At 41.7% G+C, this 22050-nt stretch carries 18 protein-coding genes; 15 read left to right on the plus strand and 3 right to left on the minus strand.

Annotated elements, in window-relative coordinates; translation table 11 throughout:
• Positions 1 to 21 precede the first annotated feature (21 nt).
• Positions 22 to 609 carry a glutathione S-transferase family protein gene (locus tag AAC000_RS18210; protein ID WP_339724717.1) on the plus strand — a complete coding sequence of 196 codons (588 nt, stop codon included), beginning with the start codon at positions 22 to 24 and terminating at the stop codon, positions 607 to 609.
• 29 nt (positions 610 to 638) lie between these two features.
• Positions 639 to 971 (plus strand): DUF1244 domain-containing protein, encoded by a 333-nt coding sequence (locus AAC000_RS18215; protein ID WP_339724718.1) that lies wholly within the window; start codon positions 639 to 641, stop codon positions 969 to 971.
• A gap of 63 nt (positions 972 to 1034) precedes the next feature.
• On the opposite strand, the gene AAC000_RS18220 is transcribed toward AAC000_RS18215, so the two are convergent.
• Positions 1035 to 1673 carry an NAD(P)H-dependent oxidoreductase gene (locus AAC000_RS18220; protein WP_339724719.1) on the minus strand — a complete coding sequence of 213 codons (639 nt, stop codon included), beginning with the start codon at positions 1671 to 1673 and terminating at the stop codon, positions 1035 to 1037.
• Positions 1674 to 1947: 274 nt separating this feature from the next.
• Here AAC000_RS18220 and AAC000_RS18225 point away from each other — a divergent pair, with 274 nt between their 5' ends.
• From AAC000_RS18225 to AAC000_RS18285, 13 genes are all read left to right on the plus strand, one after another.
• Positions 1948 to 2652 carry an ABC transporter ATP-binding protein gene (locus AAC000_RS18225; protein ID WP_339724720.1) on the plus strand — a complete coding sequence of 235 codons (705 nt, stop codon included), beginning with the start codon at positions 1948 to 1950 and terminating at the stop codon, positions 2650 to 2652.
• Between the two features lie 7 nt (positions 2653 to 2659).
• Positions 2660 to 3661, plus strand: a complete 1002-nt coding sequence (locus AAC000_RS18230; protein WP_339724721.1) for an HlyD family efflux transporter periplasmic adaptor subunit — start codon at positions 2660 to 2662, stop codon at positions 3659 to 3661.
• Positions 3658 to 4653: an efflux RND transporter periplasmic adaptor subunit gene (locus AAC000_RS18235; protein ID WP_339724723.1), complete on the plus strand. Its 996-nt coding sequence runs from the start codon at positions 3658 to 3660 to the stop codon at positions 4651 to 4653. Before AAC000_RS18230 ends, AAC000_RS18235 begins: the two co-directional genes overlap by 4 nt.
• A complete protein-coding gene (locus AAC000_RS18240; protein ID WP_339724725.1) occupies positions 4650 to 5849 on the plus strand; it encodes an efflux RND transporter periplasmic adaptor subunit in 1200 nt (399 codons plus the stop codon). The genes AAC000_RS18235 and AAC000_RS18240 overlap by 4 nt, the downstream gene beginning before the upstream one ends.
• A complete protein-coding gene (locus tag AAC000_RS18245; protein WP_339724727.1) occupies positions 5842 to 7083 on the plus strand; it encodes an ABC transporter permease in 1242 nt (413 codons plus the stop codon). Before AAC000_RS18240 ends, AAC000_RS18245 begins: the two co-directional genes overlap by 8 nt.
• Before the next feature lie 147 nt (positions 7084 to 7230).
• Positions 7231 to 7698, plus strand: coding sequence for a (2Fe-2S)-binding protein (locus AAC000_RS18250; RefSeq protein WP_339724729.1), 468 nt, complete (start codon positions 7231 to 7233; stop codon positions 7696 to 7698).
• A 1-nt stretch (position 7699) separates the two neighbouring features.
• Complete coding sequence (locus AAC000_RS18255) at positions 7700 to 9898, plus strand: molybdopterin cofactor-binding domain-containing protein (RefSeq protein ID WP_339724731.1); 2199 nt, start codon at positions 7700 to 7702, stop codon at positions 9896 to 9898.
• A gap of 164 nt (positions 9899 to 10062) precedes the next feature.
• Positions 10063 to 12555: a S8 family serine peptidase gene (locus tag AAC000_RS18260; RefSeq protein WP_339724733.1), complete on the plus strand. Its 2493-nt coding sequence runs from the start codon at positions 10063 to 10065 to the stop codon at positions 12553 to 12555.
• An 85-nt stretch (positions 12556 to 12640) separates the two neighbouring features.
• A complete protein-coding gene (locus AAC000_RS18265; RefSeq protein ID WP_339724735.1) occupies positions 12641 to 13471 on the plus strand; it encodes a DUF6689 family protein in 831 nt (276 codons plus the stop codon).
• A 39-nt stretch (positions 13472 to 13510) separates the two neighbouring features.
• Positions 13511 to 14338, plus strand: a complete 828-nt coding sequence (locus AAC000_RS18270) for a GAF domain-containing protein (RefSeq protein ID WP_339724737.1) — start codon at positions 13511 to 13513, stop codon at positions 14336 to 14338.
• A 36-nt stretch (positions 14339 to 14374) separates the two neighbouring features.
• Entirely contained in the window at positions 14375 to 17527 is a 3153-nt protein-coding gene (locus AAC000_RS18275; RefSeq protein WP_339724738.1) for a tetratricopeptide repeat protein, read from the plus strand.
• The gene (locus AAC000_RS18280; RefSeq protein ID WP_339724739.1) at positions 17517 to 18212 is read left to right on the plus strand and encodes a sensor histidine kinase; all 696 of its coding nucleotides are present in this window, start codon (positions 17517 to 17519) and stop codon (positions 18210 to 18212) included. The genes AAC000_RS18275 and AAC000_RS18280 overlap by 11 nt, the downstream gene beginning before the upstream one ends.
• Entirely contained in the window at positions 18209 to 18841 is a 633-nt protein-coding gene (locus tag AAC000_RS18285) for a response regulator transcription factor (protein ID WP_339724740.1), read from the plus strand. Before AAC000_RS18280 ends, AAC000_RS18285 begins: the two co-directional genes overlap by 4 nt.
• A 17-nt stretch (positions 18842 to 18858) precedes the next feature.
• Here the strand turns inward: AAC000_RS18285 and AAC000_RS18290 are convergent, their stop codons facing one another.
• Together AAC000_RS18290 and AAC000_RS18295 are read right to left on the minus strand one after the other, a co-directional pair.
• Positions 18859 to 21321 carry a S8 family serine peptidase gene (locus AAC000_RS18290; protein WP_339724741.1) on the minus strand — a complete coding sequence of 821 codons (2463 nt, stop codon included), beginning with the start codon at positions 21319 to 21321 and terminating at the stop codon, positions 18859 to 18861.
• A 159-nt stretch (positions 21322 to 21480) separates the two neighbouring features.
• Positions 21481 to 21972: a hypothetical protein gene (locus tag AAC000_RS18295; protein WP_339724743.1), complete on the minus strand. Its 492-nt coding sequence runs from the start codon at positions 21970 to 21972 to the stop codon at positions 21481 to 21483.
• Positions 21973 to 22050: the final 78 nt, after the last annotated feature.

Below are 22050 nucleotides of genomic sequence, written 5' to 3' on the forward strand. Positions count from 1 at the left end.
TCATTTATCTAAGGGTTTATTATGTTGAAATTGTATGGGTCCACTACTTCTCCTTATGTACGCCGTCTGCGCATATGGTTAGCCAACACTGAACATTCTTTTATCAACCTGCAAATTTTTGAAGAGCAAGATAGACAAATTCTTGTTGCTAAAAACCCGACTATGAAAATTCCTATGTTAGAAGATGAGTCAGATGGAAATACTCAGGTTATATTTGATTCAAGGGTGATCTTTCGCTATTTAAGCGATAAGTTTTCTGATCCTGTGCTGAGTTGGGATCAGGAAAATCAACTCACTCTTATCGATTCAGCTAATGACTCGCTAGTGCAAATGTTTATCTTGTCTAACTCAGATATTCAGGCTGATGAAGATAAGTTGTTTTTTAAGTTACAAAAACAGCGAGTCAATGCGGTATTAGTGCAATTAAACGAAATGGTGGCAGAGCAGCAGTTTGCCGGCTGGAATTACCCTGCAATATGCCTGTATTGTTTAATTGATTGGATCGAGTTTAGAAAATTACATAACATGCAGGGTTTAACTGACTTGTTGGGGTTTCATGATGACAATGCCCAACGTATTGAAGTCACCGCCACCGACCCACGTAAATAACCTATGTTAAAATGTAAACAGGCACCAATATGAACCAACAACAAAAAACTAACGCTGAAGCCGCCGCTTTTAGACATCTGCTCAAACACCTTGATGCAAACAAAGATGTGCAAAATATAGACCTAATGATTTTGGCTGATTTTTGTCGTAACTGCTTAGCTAAGTGGTATATGGCTGCTGCAAAAGAACAAGGTGCTGAGATGGATTACGAACAAGCCCGTGAAGCTATTTATGGCATGCCGTTTAGTGAATGGAAAGGCAAATATCAGTTGCCTGCAACGGCCGAACAAATGGCTGGGTTTGAAGCTAGACAAGAAGCTAAAAAAGCCGCCACTGAGCCTTCAACTTCAGGTTGCCAATAAACTTTTCACTGCTTCAAACTAGCCATATTCGATAGTTAAACTGCAGAATATGGCTACTTAGTTTTATTCAACTAGTGTGGTAAAGCTATCTGTGGGGCGTCGCACTTTTTCTAAGTTGACTAACCAGTCACCATCGTTGGCACGATAACCTAAAGGCAACAATACAACAGATTTTAACCCGTGTTCTTTAAGACCGAGTATGTCATCGACTTTATCTGGGTTAAATCCTTCCATGGGAGTGCAGTCTACTTTCATTTCAGCTGCGGCAATTAGAGCCGAACCTAAGCCAATATATGCTTGACGCGCTGCGTGTTGAAAGTTTGTTTCTGGATCACGAGAAGGGTAAGTATTCAGTAACATTTTGCGATAATTTTCCCAGCCTTCATTTTTAAAGCCACGCTTCTCGTTAACTAAATCAAACATAGTGTTAATACGTTCGGCAGTATAATTGTCCCAGGCAGCAAATACTAATAAATGGGAACCGTCGGTAATTTGTTGTTGATCCCATGCATGGGGTACAATTTCTGCCCGTACTTCAGGATTGGTTACAACAAAAACCTCATAAGGTTGTAGTCCACTGGAACTTGCGCTCAGACGGATAGCTTCTAATATAAAATCAACTTTTTCGGCACTGACAGGTTTTGCAGGATCCATTTTTTTTGTGGCATAACGCCATTGCAAATTTTGCAATAATTCAGACATATAGAGTTCTCAGTTAGTATGCTAATTCAACATTAGGCTGGCTTTGCATAAAAGAGCACAGTCAGCAGCTAGCAAACATTGATATAGGCGTGTTGGCATTTAATCAATGGGCAGCGAATAAAAGACTCAGTGGGTTTCGTTAAATCGGTGCTTATTCTAGACATATTTTGAAACAGTTAAGCCAAGGGGGAATCTGTAGGTTTAGTGGCCACCGCATTGATAGTTGACTTGCATCTGTATAAGGTAAGCATAACGCCATTGTAGTCAGATTATCATGCTAGAACTTCGCCATATTGCCAAATCCTTTGCTAATGGATCTGAAATAGTCCATGCACTCACAGATATCTCTTTATCGATTCAGAAAAATGAATTCGTGGCCTTTATGGGCAGTTCAGGATCTGGAAAGTCTACCTTAATGAACATTTTGGGGTGTTTAGACACGCCAAACAAGGGTCAGTATTTTTTAGACGATAGAGATGTTGCCACTATGGACGATGACACTTTGTCGGCCATTCGTAACAAACATATTGGTTTTATCTTTCAAACTTTTCATTTATTACCCAAATTGGATGCCATAGCTAATGTGAAGTTACCTTTGCGTTTTAGTGATGTTTCAGAAGAAGAAGCCAACGAGCGTGCCCATGCACTTTTGGATAAAGTAGGCTTAGGGCATCGAAAAAATCACAAACCTTTCGAAATGTCTGGTGGACAAAGGCAACGTGTGGCCATAGCTCGGGCGTTAATTAATCGCCCAACTGTGGTTTTGGCTGATGAACCTACGGGCAATTTAGACAGTAAAACCTCGGTAGAAATCATGGCGTTATTGACCGATTTACATCAGCAGGGCCAAACTATAGTGATGGTAACTCACGAAGATGATATTGCATCCTATGCCCAACGAGTCATCACTATGCGTGATGGAGAAGTGTTAAAAGACACGGGTGTAAGGGCAAAGTCGCCTTTAATGGCCCAAGGTTAAGGAAATTATGTTAGCTAAAAATTTACTTTTTTTGCTGGGTTTTTTAGTTGTAGGCCAATCAACCGCTAATGAGCAAGTGACTTTGCTAACCGGTATCATTACCTCATCAAAATATCATTTAGTGACGGCACCTAAAACCAATCGTTGGCAAGTACAAATTCAATGGATGGCGGATGAAGGCAGTATCGTTAAAGAAGGAGATTTAGTCGTTGTTTTCGATTCTGGCGGCATAGAATCGCAACTAGAAGTTAACGAGGAAAAACTTGAGACTGATGCTTTAGAATTACTGAAATTAGAAATGGATAAAGGACAAGCCGTGTTAGAGGCAGATGGCGCCTTAAAATTAGCTAATATTATGGTGGAAAAAACGCGTATCGAAGCGTCAGTGCCAGACGGTGAAATCAGCGCCTACGAAAAAGGTAAAAGTGTTATTGAATATGAAAAAGCCTTAACTGCGAAAATTAAAGCCCAAGAAAACTACAAGCTTAAGTTAGAAGAGCAGCAGGTAGAGTTAAACAAAAAGAATATCGAAATCCTCAAGTTACAAGAACAAATTGCTTATCAACGTAGCCAGCTAGAAAAATTAAGTGTCAAAGCCAAAGTCACCGGGCCAGTCACCCATGCTATGCATCAGTGGATGGCGCAAAAGGTGGCCATTGGCATGAATATCCAATCTAGTTGGGAAGTATTAACTGTTCAAGCGGCCTCAACCTACCAAGTCTCTGCATGGCTCCATGAAATAGACGCGGCACGTATTGATATACAGAAAAGTAGCTTTGCGCTGACTTTAGATGCTTACCCCGATCAGGCATACACAGGAAAGGTCATCTCTGTCTCAAGTCAAGCAGAACAAAAAAGCCAATGGAGCGACAGTGCCTATTACCGAGTTGAGCTCGGCTTTGTTGAGCCCCTTAAGCAGGCCATTTTTCCGGGGATGAGTGTGCGAGTGCAATTAAAACATGAAAACTTAGCAGTACAGAACAATACAACAGAGGTGCTTCCCATATGAGGAACATAGCGTATTTTTGTCAATTCATGCTGGGTTTGAGCAGTGTTTTATTAGTGGCCTGTGAGGATGAGCAGCCCTCTGTTGTAGATAAAGTAGAGCCGGCCAAAGTAACAGCCTCTGCTGAACTTATATCACTGAAAAATGCCACTATTGGTCCCCCTAATATTTCACGGATGTGGCAATACAAAATTCAACAAATGGCACCTGAAAACAAACTAGTTAAAAAAGGTGAAGTCATCATAGTGTTTGATGGTCAGAAAGTGAAAAATGATTTGATTGGTAGGCAAAGTAAACTCGAAGCAGAAATAAAAAAAGCAGAAAGCGATAAGCTAAAAGACGATGCCACTACGCAAGACTTAATATTAAAACTTGCCGAAGCAGAAATGGAATATAAAAAGGCTAAGCGTAAAGCAGAAATAGTTGATGCATCCAGTTCTAAAATTGAACGCCTGAAACAACAAGCTGACTTTCGATACCACACCGAAGGTTTAGCGCAAGCGAAACAGAAATTGGCGCATCATAAAAAGGCCATGGAGATAAACGTAAAAGTATCTGCAGGTAAAATAAAAATTATGCAAAGTAGGGTCAATAGGATCCAACAAGAAATTGAAAAACTGAGTGTCAAAGCCCCTAAAGATGGCTTGGTGATGTATCAAGAAAATGGCAACGGCGAAAAAGTGGCCGTGGGAGAAACGGTTTACATGGGGCGCAGTTTAATGCAATTACCTTCCCTTGATGCCATTGCGTTAAAAGCTGAATTTGCTGAACCAGACAAAGCCAAATTGAAACAAGGTCAAGGGGTAAGAGTAATTTTTGAAGCTTATCCAGAAATGTCTTACATGGGTACTATTACCAAGTTAGGCCATGCTTTTTATCCCAAATCCACTAATAACCCTAAAGTGATTTTTGATGCCCAAATTGAACTCGGTGAATCTAGGCCTGAAGTGATGCGCCCTGGTATGAAAGCAAAGATTGAGGTGGTTGATTCATGAAGAACAGGTTTTTACTGGGTGTTGGGTTGATGTTTTTAATGGCCTGCACTGAGTCTCCGCAGTCGACTGTGCCTTTATACCAAGTTAAGCCAAAAGGTTTTACTGTGCTTATTCCGGCAGTAGGTGAATTAGAAGCCGCGCAAGCTGAAAGAATCAATACCCCTGGCCGCAGCCCCATGACCATTGATTGGTTGGCTGAAGAAAATAGCTGGGTCACTAAAGGTCAAGTTGTAGCCCGTTTTGATGCGGAACAACTGCAGCTCGATAGTCGTGAAGAAGAGTTGGAAATGATGCTGTTGGATATGGATATGCGTCAGCAAAATGCCGAAGAAAGCCAGCAACAAAATGAATTGAATTCTGAAAAAAACTTAGTGGGAAAAGAGTTTACCTTTGTGGATACCTTTGCCATTGATGATCTTAGGCTTTACTCAAAAATTGAAATAATCGATACCTTGTCAAACCGTGATTATCTGGGCGCTAAGGAAGAGTTTATTGAATGGAAAGAAAGTAGTATTGATGATAGAAATGACAGTGCGTTAGCCGTCTTGGATATTCGTAAAGGTGGCCATCAGGCCAAGTTTCAGCAACATCAGTCGGCATTAGCTCAACTAGAAGTGTTAGCCCCTTACGACGGTATGTTGGTATACGAAAAAAACTGGCGAGGCGATAAGGCCAGTATTGGGCAAACGGTGTTTCCGGGCAGTACTATTGCCAAAATTCCTAACTTAGAAAAAATGCAGGCTAAGTTATATGTATTGGATAAAAACGCCATAAATTTAGAGATAGGTCAGAAAGTCAACTTGACCTTAGACGCTTACCCAGATGAAAACCTCGAAGGAGAAGTGTTGTCTGTCTCAGGGTTTTCGCGCACCGTAAAACGCGGTAATCCCACAAAATATTTTGAATTGTTAGTCTCTATTGATGAACAATCTTCTACATTACAACCAGGCGCTAAAGTGTCTGCCACCGTAAGTGTTACTGAGACTCAGTCAAAAATTGTTATTCCTCTACAGGCTATATTTAATGAAAAAAGCGAAAATTATGTGTATATCAAAGACGGGCGTAACTTTACTCGTCGCCCAGTGAAAACCGCCGACAAAAACCTTTATTTTGTCGAGATAATTGCAGGTTTGACAACTGGCGACACTATTGCTTTAAGTGTGCCAGAGGATGTATTGCGGAGTATTGATGAATAATAGTTTTATGCCCCTAGTGTTAGACGCACTCAGTGAGATGGCCGCCCACAAATTACGTACCTTGTTAACCTTGCTAGGCATGATTTTTGGTGTAGGCGCGGTGATTGCCATGCTTAATATTGGTGAAGGTGCTGAGCGTCAGGCCTTAAAAATGATTGATTCAATGGGGCTTCGAAACCTGATTATAGAAGCCAAACAATTTGCTGATGATGAACTGAATGAAATACGTCAAGAGTCCTTAGGTTTAACTATGGCAGACGTTGAGTCCGCCAGACAAACTTTACCCTTTGTCGAAGACTACAGCGCCGAAAGACACATAAAAACTCAATCGGTATACAGTGACTTAGGTAGTGCCGATTTAAAAGTGGTGGGTGTCAGTGATAGTCATTTCAGATTATCCAATATGCAAGCGCAAACTGGTCGCTTGTTAACACTGCAAGATAATAAAAATGTGGCCCAAGTCGCTGTTATTGGTGCTAATGCCGCGGAACAATTATTTCACGGTAATGAGGCTGTAGGGCAGTACCTAAAAGTGAACCACTTATGGTTAGAAGTCGTGGGGGTTTTAAATAACCCATTTTTTGACAAAGACGAGTTTCAAGGCGTGAAGATAGGCGGTGACAGCGCACGTATTTTTGTGCCCCTTAGTACCAGCATGAAGAAACTCAGTAGTCCCGCTTTAGCCAGTGAATTAGATTTGGTTAAACTCAAAATTTCAGAGAATACAGATCCTATTGTGGCAGCTAAGGCCGTGTCCCATTTATTTAAGTTGCGCCACGGAGAAGCGGAAGATTACCAGTTAGTGATCCCTGCGGCTTTATTGGCCCAGCAAAAACAAACCCAGCAAATATTCAACATAGTGATGGCTTGTGTGGCAGGTATTTCTTTATTGGTGGGTGGCATAGGGATCATGAATATTATGTTAGCTAATGTGCTTGAGCGGACCAAAGAAATTGGCTTGCTTCGTGCGGTTGGTGCTACACAAAAAAATATCAAAATGCAGTTTATTGCTGAAAGCTTTACCATCTCAGTTCTGGGCGGTTTATTGGGCATCGCCTTTGGTTTGATCTTGTCTGAAGTGATAGGATTTTATTCTGGTTGGGCAGTGAGTTGGTCAATCACTGCTATAGTGTTGTCGCTGACCATTTGTATGGCCGTAGGCATTGGGTTTGGTGTGTATCCTGCAATTAAGGCCTCACAACTTAATCCTATTGATGCTTTGCATAGTGATTGATACAACAGTAAAAAAATCAAACCAATTACGCCACTAAAATATTCGACACCAGCGATCCAAAATTAAATTGTGGCTAGCGGTGTAAACCAAACAATCAGGCAGGTTCAGAGCATCGATTCAGCCTATATGAGTTAAGCGGAGAGAGTGATGAGTCAAAGTATCAAGATTAACGGTAAAAATTATCCTATAGACGTTGAGGGTGACATGCCTTTGTTGTGGTTTTTACGGGATAAACTAGAGCTAACAGGTACTAAATTTGGTTGTGGTATGGGCTTATGTGGTGCTTGTACTATTCATCTCGATGGCCAGGCTACTCGCTCATGTGTGATGCCAGTGTCGGCTGTGGTAGGTAAAACGATTACTACCATTGAAGGGCTTTCTGAAAAGGGTGATCACCCATTACAAAAAGCTTGGTTAGCCAATAAAGTTCCCCAATGTGGTTACTGCCAAGCAGGGCAAATCATGAACGCCGCCAGTTTTTTAGCTACCAATAAAAAACCTAGTAGTGATGATATCGACAATGCTATGCAAGGGAATATCTGCCGTTGCGGTACGTATCAACGTATCAAACAAGCGGTGTCTGATGCCGCTGAAGAAATGTATAAGGAGGCCTAAGATGAGTGTCTCTAAACAAAATACTGTTTCAAATGAAAGCCGTCGTCAATTCCTTAAACAATCTGGTTTAGCAACAGGAGGTTTGGTTTTAGGTATCAGTTTGCCACAAACCACTATCGCCGGTTTTAAAATGGGCGAAGACAGCACCTTTAATCCCAATGCCTTTATCCATATTGACGATAACGGCGACACCTTAATTTATTGTGGTCGCTGTGAAATGGGTCAGGGTATCAGTACCGCATTACCTGCCGCGGTAGCCGACGAACTCGAAGCCGACTGGACTCGGGTCAGTATTAAGCAAGGCGAAGGTAACGAAGAAAAATACGGATCTCAGGCCACAGGTGGCTCGGCCAGTATTCGCACTATGTATATTCCCATGCGTGAAGCAGGTGCTGCAGCTAAGGTGATGTTAGTGGCAGCCGCTGCCAAAGTCTGGGGTGTACCAACACAAGAGTGTATGGCTGATAATCATTTTGTCATTAACAAAAACAATCAACAAAAATTAGGTTATGGCGAATTGGCGAGTCTTGCTGCCAATGAATCGGTACCTACTAGTGTTACCTTAAAAGAAAAGAAAGATTACAAATATATAGGTAAAGACATCGCTAGGCACAATCAAGGTGACATAGTGGTGGGTAAATTAACTTACGGCGTTGACACTAAAATGCCAGGGTTAAAATATGCGGCTATGACTCACTGTCCAGTCATGGGAGGCAAGCTAAAAAGTGTTGATAAAACAGCCGCAATGCAAGTGAAAGGTGTGATTGATGTCATCGAAATACCACGCTTTGAAGTGCCTTTTGGATCTCTTGGTGGTGTAGCTGTAGTAGCAGACAATACCTGGACTGCACAGCAAGCCCTTAAGAAGTTGAAAATAGAATGGGACTTAGGTGAACACCAAAATTACGACACTAAGGCCTATAAAGCCCAACTAGTTAAAAATGTAGAAAGCCCAGCTCAGTTAGCGGCTGAGCGCGGAGATATTACTAAAGCTTTTGCTCAAGCCGAACACGTTATGAAAGCCACCTACACAGGTGGGCATTTGTCACACTCACCTATGGAACCTAATGCTTCAGTAGTTTGGGTACAAAAAGACAGCTGTGAAGTCTGGGCCGCCACACAAAGCCCTGGCGATATCCAAAAGGTATTAGCCCAATATTTAAAACGTGAACCTAAAGATATTTGGGTGAATGTGACCATGGCGGGTGGGGCGTTTGGACGTAAGTTTAAATGTGATTACGTGCATGAAGCGGCAGTCTTGTCGCAGGCGGTGAATGCACCTGTTCAACTTACTTGGTCTCGGGAAGAAGACATGCGTACAGGGTATTACCATTCTATTAATGCCCAACATATTGAAGCTGCAGTAGATAAAGACGGTAATGTCACAGGCTGGTTACACCGCGCAGCTTTCCCTGCTATTGCTTCTCTGTTTGACCCATCACTTGATAGAGCGCCGGCCAATAATTTAGGTGATGTGGATAATCATCCTTTTGGTATAGCCAACTATCGCAGTGAAACTGGTGAAGCGAAAGCCCATACTCGTATCGGTTGGTACCGTGCGGTATACGCCATATTTTATGGCTTTGCCTTTGGTAGTGCGGCCGATGAATTAGCGCACCAAACCAAAAAAGATACGGTTAGTCTATTAAACAGCATTTACGACAACAACAAAAATGCCGAACAAGCTGAGCAAGTCGCACGCTCAAAAGCGGCGTTGGCCATGGCAGCTGAAAAGTCTAATTGGGGGGATCGTAGTAAACTACCTAGTAACCAAGGTTTAGGTATAGCGGTACATTTTAGCTTTAATACTTATGTAGCCATGGCAGTACGAGTAGAAGTGAATGGTGATGACATTAAAGTGCTTGAGGTCGACGCCGTAGTTGATTGTGGCCAAGTGTTAAACACTGACAGTGCCACAGCACAAATGGAAGGTGCAGTGGTGATGGGGATGTCGTTATCGTTACGTACCGAAGTAGTCTTTAGAGAGGGCGCAGTGGTGAATTCAAACTTTCACGATTACCCAGTGTTACGTATCAACGAAATGCCACAGGTGAATGTGCACTTCATGGAAAATGACTACAAACCCACAGGTTTAGGTGAACCAGGCCTAGGGCCATTTGCCCCAGCCTTAGCCAATGCCGTATTTGCAGCCTCGGGTAAACGTTATCGAGACTTGCCCTTTAAACCTATGGCAATCTAACCCATGAAAAACTGACCATACCGCTGAGGTAACAGCGGTATGGTTCTTTATCTTTTTAGGTTTGTAGTTTCAACATTTAAATCAAATATAGGGTGATCCCCCTATATTCGTACATAACAACAACAGTCAATATGACAGTGTATTCATTATCAAGAGCACACATTATGTCAAACACTGTTACTAAAAAACGTAGATTGTCTGTAATTGCCAGCGCCATGTTGGCATTCTCTTCATTCGCTAATGCCGATGCTTTAATCGGCGAGCAATTAGCCGAATCTCTTATTTCACTTGATGACGCGCAACCAATTATGGCAGTGCTGACGTACAGTCAACTTGATCCATTAACTGAGTCTCAATTAAGCCAAATATTGGGCCTTGGAATAAGCCAAGGGGTGCAATTTAAATCATTGCCAATTATGGGCGTATTAGCGACAAAACAACAAATCCAAGCATTGTCGAAATTTGATGATATTCAGTCCATTTTCGCGAACCGAACAATGCAATATTTTAATGCTGATGCGAGACAAATTACTGGGGTAGCCGACTTGCAAACAGCTGAGTTCGAACAAAGAAACTCAGTTAAAGTTACCGGTAAAGGTGTGACCATTATGGTCAACGATTCGGGGATTGATGCAGCTCATCAGGACATATTTTTTGGTGATACTGTGGTTGAGAACGTACAAGGTATTACGCATGCATCGGTTATTAGCATCACAGGTTTGACTGATGGTATAACATTAAAAAGCCAAATTAATACAGACACTAACTCGGGCCACGGTACACACGTTGCAGGTACTATATCTGGCAACGGCAGTATGTCTGGGGGTAAATATTTAGGTGCGGCACCAGATGCTGATCTTATTGGTTATGGTTCAGGTGGTGGACTGTTTTTGTTGGACACTATTGGTGGTTTTGATTTTGCCATTAATAATGTTTATAGCTACGCAAGTCCAATCAAAGTGATCAGCAATTCTTGGGGCTCAAGTGGTAAATATGAGCCTTTAGGACCAGTATCAATGGCCACTTATAAAGCGCATAAATTGGGGATCTTGAGTGTATTTGCTGCTGGTAACAGTGGTCCAGGTGAAGATACTCATAATCCTTATTCACAAATTCCTTGGGGCTTATCTGTAGGCGCAGGGGATAAGTTTGGCAAACTAGCTGATTTTTCCTCACGTGGATTAAAATCTGAAAGTGGTGAGTTTACTATGCCAGACGGTTCCAGTTGGGAATATTCAAATGAAGTCAGCATAGTGGCACCTGGGGTGGATATTATATCTACTCGAGCAACAACCAATCTCGCCGCGAATGGCGGTGAAGCTGATGTTGACGCTATCGAACTAGAAAACGTGCCTTTTTATACCATGATTTCAGGTACCTCAATGGCTACGCCTCATGTGTCTGGTATCGTTGCGCTGATGCTCGAAGCCAGCCCTAGCCTAGATAACCTCACTATCAAACGTCTATTGCAAGAAACCGCAACCAATATGCCCGGTTATGAAAGATGGGAAGTAGGCGCAGGATATGTGAATGCCCGCTCTGCCGTCGCTGCGGCGTTAAATTATGATATGGATCGTAGCGTTACAGTGAATAACTTAGTGTCTAAAACCTTTAACGCTAACGCCAATGTAGTCGCTAGTGATGAACAGCTAGAACTAGAGGTTTTTTATAGCCCAGTGGGCGAACCTGAAGTGCAATATTTTGAAGTGGCAGAAGGTACCGCTTTAGTGAAAGCCTCTGCTTCTACTTTAGCGAATTTAACTAAGTTAGTGTTAGTGGCACCAGATGGCACCGAATATTTTGGCAATTTATCCACACCAGTCTTAACTGAGGATATGCGTGTATCTGCTCCGGGTATGGCGGGTACATGGGGAGTTTATGTTTATGGATTAACCTCACTATCTGGCATTAATGCCGATCCATTAGGCTTAACGAATGGTCCTGGTGTGCCTGAATTTTTTGATGTCACAGTTGCCTTTGAGCTAAGCGGTGGATTTGATGGTTTAGATGATGTCAGCGGACACCCTCAGCAAGGCGCAATTGAGTTTGCTGTAAGTGAAAGACTTATGGACGGCTTAGGTAATAATAACTTTTCGCCTGATAGTGTCTTGCGTCGTAAAGATTTTGCTCGTTACGCGGTAATGGGCGGCGCAGTAAGACAATATCGTGATCTTCTAAACGAAGACAAACACCAGTTAAGTCGAGTTTCGACGCTAGATAAACCCTTTATGGAATCTGTCACTGTTGCTGGTGGAGCTCTAAAAGATTCAAATCGTACGCAAAGTCCTATTTTGACAACGGTCAACAATCAAGCGAATGCCTTTGGTAAAATAAATAAATTAGACATGGCCTACAGTTTAGTGCAATTGCTGGGCTTACAAGAGGCTGCCACTGCATTTGACCCTAATAACGATATCATCGTTGATTATAAAGGAGAACAACTTGTATTGGCTGACCAAGACAGTATTCCTGCTGAAATGAAAGGTTATGTGCAGCTGGCAATCAATTTATCCTTAATCAATGTCAATTTTGCCATTGAGCAAGGGCCTTTTGATTTGATGCCGAAGTTAGTGGTACGTTTTGAGAGTGACGCCACAATTAGCCGAGCACATTATGCGGAGCTTGCATCACGACTTTTTGTTAATTATTTTCAATAATAGATGTTCTATATGAACCACTATTGAAGTAGTGGTTCATATAGGTTAAGTTGCTTTGAACTGAAGTAAATATAGGTGCCAAATTATGCCTCTGAAATTTAGACAGATTGTAGGTTTGCTGTTTATAACTGCATTTTGCAATCTAGCATTTGCGCAAACAGTTACTCCCACTAGTGTGACCATCACTAAAAATAAATTACAGGCTAAATTAAATGTCACAAACTTAATTGCCTTAGATTTACTGGTCGAGTTTGAAAACAGTATAGGCTTGAGCGCCAACAACATAGACATTAGTGCAACTTTGGTTACACCTAGTGATGCAAGTGTGTTGGACAGACTCACGTCTAACGATATCAGCTTAATATCTACTTTCCCGGTAGTGGTTTCTATCTCACCTAAAGCCAACTCTGGTTTTGGTTTTGAAGGTTTAGCCTCTGTAGAGATATATACCAAAGCGGTTGATTACAACGCGGCTATGCCAGCCAGACTATTTCGCTCACACGCCAATGGAGACTTTGAAGATATCACTACTATGGTCTCTGCCGGCAGTATTCGGGCACGAGGGAGCACAGGTAGTTTTTCTGATTTTGTGATTGTATTAGACCAGCGCAGCCATGCCCTTAAGATAAACGATACTTTCACTCAGCTTAACCAGTTAGTTAGTCAGCACAGTGATTTAGTCTCTTCAGTATTAGCTACCACGCTGCAAGCCAGTTTATACAATTTGCAATCAGCCTTGTTAATTGATGACTATCTAGCTGCGTTGACAGTAGTGGACGAGTTGATCACTTTGGTTGAAAACGCCAGCAATGAAAAAATCAGTACTGTGTGGCGCTCTTCAAATGATCTAATCAATATGCAAGGCGAGTTACTGACCCGTTTAAAAACCTTAAGATATAGCCTGCGGGTTAGCTAATAGCTAGTGTAAACAACGTAAAAGGATAGTGCCGTGCCCATGCAACTCAAAGTGTCACTGGAGTCAGGCTTTGTTGCTGAGCACGTGTTATTTGAAGGAAATATTTATCATATAGGTCGAGCCGCCTCAGCGGATGTATTAATTAATCATCCGCAAATTTCTCGCTCCCATGCCAAGCTAAGTGCCAATGATGATAATTTGTGGTCGCTGCAAGACACTAGCACTGCAGGTTGCTTTGATAATGGCCAGAGAGTGACCTCTGTGCCTATTAAAGAGCAAAAAGTCTTAAGTCTTGGGCCAATATCCTGCGAATTTAAACATCTCAATCACCATCAACTAACCGTTCTTGATAATCAAAATACTTGGCGTAAACAACAAGTGCAACAGATGTCTAAGCAGTTTAATCAATGTCAATCGAGTGCGGCATTATTAGAAATGGCTCGCCATTGTTTGTTGCAAACCTTGGGTTGTGAACGTGCAGCGCTTATTTTACTCGATCAGAATCAACAACTTCAGCAATGTTTAGGCTATCAAGCATGGATGGCTGAAAATAGTTTTACCGGCAGTAGAAGTATCATTAATCGATGTATTTTAGAAAAACGTCCATTGGCTATTGGCAATATTCGCGACGAACTTAATCTTGCTGCCCAGCAAAGTGTGATACTTAATAATATTCAAGCTGCACTTTGTGTGCCCATTACATCAGAAGGGGAAATCATTGGTGTGTTGTATGCCGATAATACCCAAAACCGCCAGTTTTTTACGCAAACAGAAGTCAAGTTTGTTGAGTCATTTGCCAGTATTTTATCTTTACGTTTGTTATTTCAATCTATAGAACATAATATCTCTCTAGCTTGTAACAACTAATGCTCATTTTTGAGAGAAAGAGTATGGAGTGGCTAGTTGACCGAACACACCCAAAAACCATCCGACGAATTTGATCTGGCAACACAGTCCTTACGCTCTGCAGCGCAACTCGATAATGACCTAATACTGGTAAACCGCTTTAAAATTATTGCTCCTTTAGGCCAAGGTGCTCAGGGCAATGTTTATCATGCTTACGATCAATTATTAGAAGTAGATATTGCCATTAAGGTGGTTGAAACTTCGCTACAAGATCATTCACAGCTCACCGTTATTCGCAACGAAGTGTTAATTGCTCGTCAACTTCAACACAAAAATATCATTCATATTTTTGATGTATTTGAAGATCAAGGTTTAGTGTTTTTCACTATGGAATATATCCAAGGCAAGCCGTTAATAAATCGTATTGCAGAGCCTATAACCAAAGAGGAGTTTAAGCTTTGGACCCAACAATTATTTAGTGCTTTAAGTGCCTGTGAAACGGCGCAAATCAAACATGGTGATATCAAACCAGATAATATATTAATCGATAACAATAATAATCTGCACTTAATTGATTTTGGCATTGGCCAGCAATTACACAGTGAAACCATGCAAACCAGTGGCCATCAAGATTTTTCAGCACCTGAAGTGTTATACGGTGGAGCATCAGGAATTCAATCAGAACTTTTTAGTGCCGGTAAAACCATTCAGTTGATGTTGGCAAGTGTCAGTATTAATTCATTTTCTATTGTTGATCGATTATGGCTGGCGAAACACACTAAATTTGCCAACACTTTGTGCCATCCCAATCCGCTAAAACGCCCGAAGTTAGCTCAGGTTAACGATTTTTATCATGCCCAAAGCACACCTAATGCTCGGCAAAATACTATAATTTTTGCTGGGTTATTGCTCACAATTTGTTTATTAGTTTGGTTAGGCTTCAAGGTGAATCTAGGTAGAGACAAGCAACCCCAATTACCCACAGATACGGTTCAAATAGGCATTATTCATGACGGAAAGTCAGGGTTGTTGCAAAGTTTAGTGGAAATCTTCGAAATGCCACTGCAAACCAATCAGCGTTTGTCGGTAGTTGACTCAATAGGCATACAAAAAAGTGCTAATAATTTGGCCTTAAAACCAACTTTAGTGGCCGCGGACCGCGTTGATTTAGCCAGTCTTTTTAGTTTGGATGCGATAATAGTGCTTAGCATCAACAATATTCAAGGCGATGATTTTTTAATTAGAGCGAGTATTTACGCCATGCCTGCGGATATGAGTTTGCTCGAACACACCAGAAGCATCAACGCCAATCAACTTGAAAAAGATTTAACTGAATTTGCTAGCAGTTTATTTATTTTGCTTGAAAAGCAATTAGCCAATCAATTTGAGCAATCAGAAACACAATTATTCCTGTCAGGTATTGCCGCTTTGGCTACAGAAAAATTGCAAAACCACGGGCCCGCACAGTTATCTAATCAACTCAAACAATTTGCTCCTGAATATGCGGGTGCATGGTATCAGGCTGCCTATCAAGCTTGGCTGCAAGGTGATGTAGAAAAGGCTCAAGAAGATCTAGAGGCGCTCTTTGCGCTATCTACTGAGTCGACCTTCTGGCGCTTACAAGGTCGACTATTACAAGCTGAAATGAACGATGATTTAGACTTAGCTACACAAAGCATTCAAAAACTCATAGAAGGGTATCCAGGTCGTGCTGATTTGTTAGCAAAACGCGCTGAAATTCTTGAGTGGGCGGGTGATTATCCTGCGGCTATTGCTGATTACCAACAAGCGGTTGATTTGCGTCCAAACAATGCTCAGTTTTGGTTCGAGTTGGCGCGGCTTAAAATCATTTCTGGTGACAGTCAAAGTGCTGTTGAAAATGAATTAATCCGGGCATTAGTGATCTATCGAAAAAATAAAGATGTGGCAGGTGAAGGGTTAGTCTTAAACGCCTTTGGCATAGCGCATTTAAGGCGCGCGGAATATGAAATTGCTGAAAAATACCTGAAAGACGCATTGGCGCTTTATGATCCAGAGTCTTTTCCATTAGAGCGGGTTAAATCTTTAGCTAATTTAGCCACAGTGGATACGTTAAATGGTCAATACTCAGAGGCTAAATCAGCATTAGAAGAAGCGTTAAGCATATTAGAAGTGGGCGGTGATACTAATCGCCAAGCACACGTAATAGATACCTTAGGCATTTTACACGAAGAACAAGGACTGTATAAACAAGCGCTCGGTTATTACAAACGCGGCTTAGATCTTCGCAGTGTATCGGGCAATGGGCGTGAAAAAGCGCAAAGCATGAGCAATGTGGCCTACATGCACTTTTTAATTGGTGATTTTTCTTTGGCAGATATTTATTGGCAGCAAGCTAAAACCTTGTTTGATAATAACAATGAGCAAAGTCATTTAAATCGGACCTTACAAAATCTCGCGCAGTTAAGTTTGGCGAAAGGCGATCATCTAAAAGCCACTCGTTATTTAACCCAAGTTTCGCAACAGCTTGATGCCAGTCAAAAACAAGAGTTGATGATTAATAAGCTGTTATATAGTTTTCTAAATTTTGCCGATGGCGCTTTATTAACTGCCCTCAAAAACCTCAACGAATCACAGCAGTTAGCGCAGCAAACCGAAGACAGCCGTGCATTGACAGAAATTTATCTATGGCATGCAGAAATCTGTTTACAAATAGCGGATATAGACTGCGTACAAAAACACATTGAATTGGCCGGACACACCATTGCCGATACTATGATTGAACAACAAGTATTATTAAGTTGGTTGCAGTTGAGCGCCAATTTGATGTCATCAGAGTTAGTTTCGGCAGAGCCACTAGAGTTTGTGCGGGAAATCCAACAGGCAAATATTCCGGTTTTAACTGAAATGAAAATTCTATTGGATATTCAAGAAAGATTGTCCTTGCCCGCTGACAGTCAAAGCATGCAACGTCTAGAGCAAATTGTTAAACCGATTTATTATCAGCAATATATGCATTTACTGTATTTACAATCTGCCCAAGAAGAGGCGCGGGTAGCCCTGCGCAGACAACTGTTATCGCATCCTAAGTATTGGCGAAATCATATTTATTATCAGGTATTTGACGACCCGAAATCTCAAGAAAAACAACAACAGCTGACAACCCAATGGCTCAATCAATTGAACGAGCAGCAAGTGAAATTGTATAGGGAGTCTTATCTTGAGTTCTGAGCAGTCAGCACAGTTATTAGCTGAAATTCAAAGCCAACAAACACGTTTAAAAGCAAGGTTAGACGAAGAACAAGACAGGCTTAATCAATTGGCAAAACGTCTATGGGCGCAACAAGAATCTGAAAAAGCCAAACTGTCACGTGAGTTACATGATGGTGTTGGTCAACTGCTTACAGGTTTAACTAGGCGTTTACAAAGCCTAAGTAATGAGCAGCCAGAGCTTCAAGATTTGGCGCAATTGGCTGAAATGGCGCTGGCTGATGTGCGTCAATTATCGCGGCTTATGAGCCCAACCATTTTGGATGATTTAGGTTTAGTACCGGCCATTAAGTGGTTAACCAGAAGCCTTTTTGTGCAAGAAGAATGTCAGTGTGAATGTGAGTTTAATTTCACAGCTGAACTCAGTAGTGATACCAGCATATTGATTTTTAGAATTGTACAAGAAGCTTTAGTGAACATTATTAAACACGCCCAAGCGACCCAAACTAAAGTGATATTATCCAGTCATCATCAAACCATTCGATTAGATATTATTGACAATGGCATCGGTTTTGAGCATATAAGTATTGAAAAAGGTATTGGTTTGAACAGTATGCAAGATAGAGCACAAGCGTTTGACGCTGATTTAGAGATCCACTCAAAAGTAGCTAAAGGCACAAGAATTACCTTAACGGTTGCTATATGAGTATATCCATAGTGATAGCTGACGATCACGTATTAATGCGTCAGGGTGTCATTCAAGTATTAAGTGCTGAACAAGATATCCAAGTGATTGGCGAATGTGGAGACGGGATCGAATTAATTAATCTAGTGTTAAAGTTATCGCCCGACGTGGTGCTGATGGATATATCCATGCCCAAAATGAGTGGATTGGTGGCCATAGATAAATTATTAGCCCAAAGACCACAGAGCAAAGTGTTAGTGTTGTCTATGCACGACGAGTTGGAATATGTCGAAGCCATGCGTGACGCGGGCGCAGCAGGTTACATTTTAAAAGAAACTTCCAGTGATAAATTGATAACAGCGATTAGATCTGTTGCAGCGGGTAAAACTGTATTTCCCTCTGCCATCGAACAGAATGATACTCAGTTATCGCAAGCTAAATACATGAATCCGCTGACCGTTTTAACCCGTAGAGAGCGCGAAGTGTTCTTTTTAGTCACGGCAGGCAACACCAGTAAAAAAGTGGCTGAGTTGCTTGATATGAGTTTAAAAACCGCAGAAAACCATCGCAGTAATATTTATAAAAAGTTACAAGTGAATAGTTCGGCAGAGTTAGTGAGATTGGCCGGCAAAGCCGGCCTGTTAGAATAACTAAAAATAATTAAATGCTAACGTAAAGTATCGAGTGTACTTAGCGCAACCGCCGTTTCTCCGCGAGTGATTGTAGATTGAGGCTCAAAATAAGCGCTGAAGCTAGGCTCTAAATCAAAGGGCCCTTGTTGCACTTCAATACGCACTTTTAATAAACCTAATGCTAAGGCTTGTTGAACATAACCTTTTAGTTCTGGACTAATTTGCGCGCTATCAACTACAGTTACGCTTTGACCAAACACTATGGCTGTGAGGTCTTGTTCTGTGTCAAAGGCTTGAGCCTGAGCTTGTAAACCTAAAGATTGGACTAGCGAGTAAGCTAATTCTTGTTTAGAGACATTGTCATTAACACCAAAATCAGAGGAATCACTGTCTAACATCAAGGCTGCGTCTGTTCTATCCAAATCTGCTAACATGGCACCTTCTAATGTGGCAGAATTAACGGCTGCAGCTAGGGCAATATCAACATCATTGTAATCGGATTGATTACCTTTAAGACTTTGACGCACACTGGCCGCAAAAGTGAGTATGTCTGCTAGTTGTCCACGATTAAGCATGGCGTCGGGTTCAAATCCATGGGAAGTTGAGTCCATTAACTGGCGATTAACCACATACTCAGCAAAAGTACGAGCAGGGTGTTCAGCCACATCGTCAAGCCCTAAGAAACCTGAGGTTTCTATCATTTTGATCTCTACATCTACTGTGCTGGGTGCTCCCACGCCATTGGTTACGCCAGCAGGATCCACAGACACACCGCTGATAGAGCCAATACCACGAGAGTATAACTTCCACTTACCAGGCATGCCTGGGGCAACGGCACCAACACTTGAGCCTAATACAGCTAGACCAATGCCTGAACCGTAGCGATTGCCAGCAGGATCTTCTAATACAAAGGCGCTGCCTGTTTCAATTTCGGCTTTGGCAATCACTAAAGATACTTTTTCACCTACATAAAATGGCGTGTCAGGTGAATCGCCAACTGGCATAAAAGTGGTTGAATAGGTACCTTGGTCGCCATTAACTATTAAGGCTTTAGCATTAAAATCTCGGTTTAATTTAACCGTATCGCCGAATGTTGATTCACCTTCAACTATTGCCTTAATGGCTGCATGAGCATTCACATAACCAGCACCTACTTCCCAAGATTCGCGGCCTGTCATAGGAGTGGCAGTATTTTGTAATATTCGTTTAATGTCTTGCCATTGCAAAGAAGAGTTTGCTTCCATCATCAAAGCTACAATCCCAGAAACATGGGGGGCAGCCATAGACGTTCCACTAGAGACAGTATAAAAAGCAAGGTTTTGTGGCTCAACCATATCTATATCATCTTGCGCACTTAAGCCACCTAAGCTAGAAGTAGACGCACGAGCAGAAATAACATCAACACCAGGAGCGGTTACTGTAGGGCGGTCTTCCCAAGTAAAGGTTTCGCCATTAATAGTGACTTCTTGTGGTTGACCATTTTTAACACCTCTTGAACTGAAGTCTGCTAATTGGCCATTTTTGTCACCTGCAGCCACTGTAATTACCCAAGGCGCCTTTTTAAAGTTACCCGTAATTGAGCCTTCACCTGGGCCAGAGTTACCAGCAGAAAATACGGTAATTATGCCATTGTCGGCAAGTGTTTTAGTGGCGATATTGGTTGGATCATCAGGCTGGAAATCCATGCCTATCTCACTTGTATTACCAAAAGAGTTAGAAATGACCCGAATATTATATTGATACTGATGAGTCAGAGCGTAATCAAAACCACCTATGGTATCTAATATGAATAATCCTGCGCCTGAACCATAACCAATGATGTCGGCACCTGGTGCCACACCCGCATGTTTACCAGAACTCATAGCGCCTATACCACCCACTGTGCCCGCCACATGTGTGCCGTGGCCACCACCTATGTCAGTGTTGGCCACGTTTTCTTGATAAGTGATGGGCAAAATACCACTAAAGCTATTCAAGTTAGTTTGTGCCAAAACGTTTTGCACAACATGGGAAGGAAACATTAAATCCCCATGGTTACCATCAACACCCGAATCGTTAACAACCACTGCCACACCTCGTCCAGAATAAGGGATGCCATTTTTACGTAGATCTTGGTCGGCACGCAGATCTAATACGCCAGAGACTTTAGTTGATTCATGATTTTCCAAAGTTAAAGGATCGTTGTGCCAAACTGAAACCACGTCTTGGCGGGCGTATATGGCGTCTACCTGAGTTTTAGTCGCTAACACACCCACTATTGGAAGGTTTTTCATACTTACGCCGGTATTAATACCTAAAGCATTCAGTTCGTCTAATTGAATTGCACTAGGTGCAGCATTTTGGTCAAAGGTCACTATTACTTGATGTAGTGTGCTGAAGTCAGAGGTCGCTAATTTAGTTGCTAAGTCTGGATCAAAGGTTTTGGCCTGAAGATAACTAGCTGGCAATGTGAGTGATACCGCTAGGGCTATAGTTTTAATTTTTGTTATTAGTTTCATGATGTTTGATTTCCAGTAATGAATACCTCTTTACTATTACTGACTACAAAACAATCTAAAATGGGTAGTTACCCCTAAAAACTCAGTGGGTAATAAGTTTTTTGAGCATAAAAAAGCCCTGTAAACAGGGCTGTACAAGGTAAATGTAGTGGGATGGTATTAACTTAAAATCTTTCCGCGAAACAGCAACACTAAACCAAAGGCCAGCAAATAGATTGGTTGTGGTGCATCGACTCCAACAGTGGCAGATTGGAAAGTGAATAAATTACCCGTACAAGCATCAGATATCGACCCAAAATAGCAAGTATCGTAATCTCCTAAACCATACTCACCCGTCACTAATTCCACATCGTTTTTAAACAACGCAAATCCCTCATTAGCACTGTCACCAAAAGTCATATTGTCGAAACTTACTGAGAAAGCATCTGGTGAGGTAAGGTCGTCAATATCAAAGTCGATATTGAAGTCCGGGCCAAATAACGAAATAGAGAGAGCTACCAAAACGTCATCATCGGTATTGTAACTAAAACTGCCTGTAACCTGATGGTTATCAGTAAAGTTCAAAGTATTAAATTGGTAGTTAATCAAATTAGCTTTGGCTGAACCCACACCAATAATAAAATATAAACACAAGATGTTAATTAAGCGCATAAATTACTCCTTAAAGTCTAAAGATAATTTACCTGCCCCAGCAACAAGTATACATAGGTGGTTACCCCTAGATTGCTG

The organism is uncultured Paraglaciecola sp. (assembly GCF_963977085.1).
Lineage (GTDB): Bacteria > Pseudomonadota > Gammaproteobacteria > Enterobacterales > Alteromonadaceae > Paraglaciecola.

Coding starts and splice junctions, on each gene's coding strand:
- AAC000_RS18210 (WP_339724717.1), top strand. CDS start 22: ATGTTGAAATTGTATGGGTCCACTACTTCTCCTTATGTACGCCGTCTG.
- AAC000_RS18215 (WP_339724718.1), top strand. CDS start 639: ATGAACCAACAACAAAAAACTAACGCTGAAGCCGCCGCTTTTAGACAT.
- AAC000_RS18220 (WP_339724719.1), bottom strand. CDS start 1,673: ATGTCTGAATTATTGCAAAATTTGCAATGGCGTTATGCCACAAAAAAA.
- AAC000_RS18225 (WP_339724720.1), top strand. CDS start 1,948: ATGCTAGAACTTCGCCATATTGCCAAATCCTTTGCTAATGGATCTGAA.
- AAC000_RS18230 (WP_339724721.1), top strand. CDS start 2,660: ATGTTAGCTAAAAATTTACTTTTTTTGCTGGGTTTTTTAGTTGTAGGC.
- AAC000_RS18235 (WP_339724723.1), top strand. CDS start 3,658: ATGAGGAACATAGCGTATTTTTGTCAATTCATGCTGGGTTTGAGCAGT.
- AAC000_RS18240 (WP_339724725.1), top strand. CDS start 4,650: ATGAAGAACAGGTTTTTACTGGGTGTTGGGTTGATGTTTTTAATGGCC.
- AAC000_RS18245 (WP_339724727.1), top strand. CDS start 5,842: ATGAATAATAGTTTTATGCCCCTAGTGTTAGACGCACTCAGTGAGATG.
- AAC000_RS18250 (WP_339724729.1), top strand. CDS start 7,231: ATGAGTCAAAGTATCAAGATTAACGGTAAAAATTATCCTATAGACGTT.
- AAC000_RS18255 (WP_339724731.1), top strand. CDS start 7,700: ATGAGTGTCTCTAAACAAAATACTGTTTCAAATGAAAGCCGTCGTCAA.
- AAC000_RS18260 (WP_339724733.1), top strand. CDS start 10,063: ATGTCAAACACTGTTACTAAAAAACGTAGATTGTCTGTAATTGCCAGC.
- AAC000_RS18265 (WP_339724735.1), top strand. CDS start 12,641: ATGCCTCTGAAATTTAGACAGATTGTAGGTTTGCTGTTTATAACTGCA.
- AAC000_RS18270 (WP_339724737.1), top strand. CDS start 13,511: ATGCAACTCAAAGTGTCACTGGAGTCAGGCTTTGTTGCTGAGCACGTG.
- AAC000_RS18285 (WP_339724740.1), top strand. CDS start 18,209: ATGAGTATATCCATAGTGATAGCTGACGATCACGTATTAATGCGTCAG.
- AAC000_RS18290 (WP_339724741.1), bottom strand. CDS start 21,321: ATGAAACTAATAACAAAAATTAAAACTATAGCCCTAGCGGTATCACTC.
- AAC000_RS18295 (WP_339724743.1), bottom strand. CDS start 21,972: ATGCGCTTAATTAACATCTTGTGTTTATATTTTATTATTGGTGTGGGT.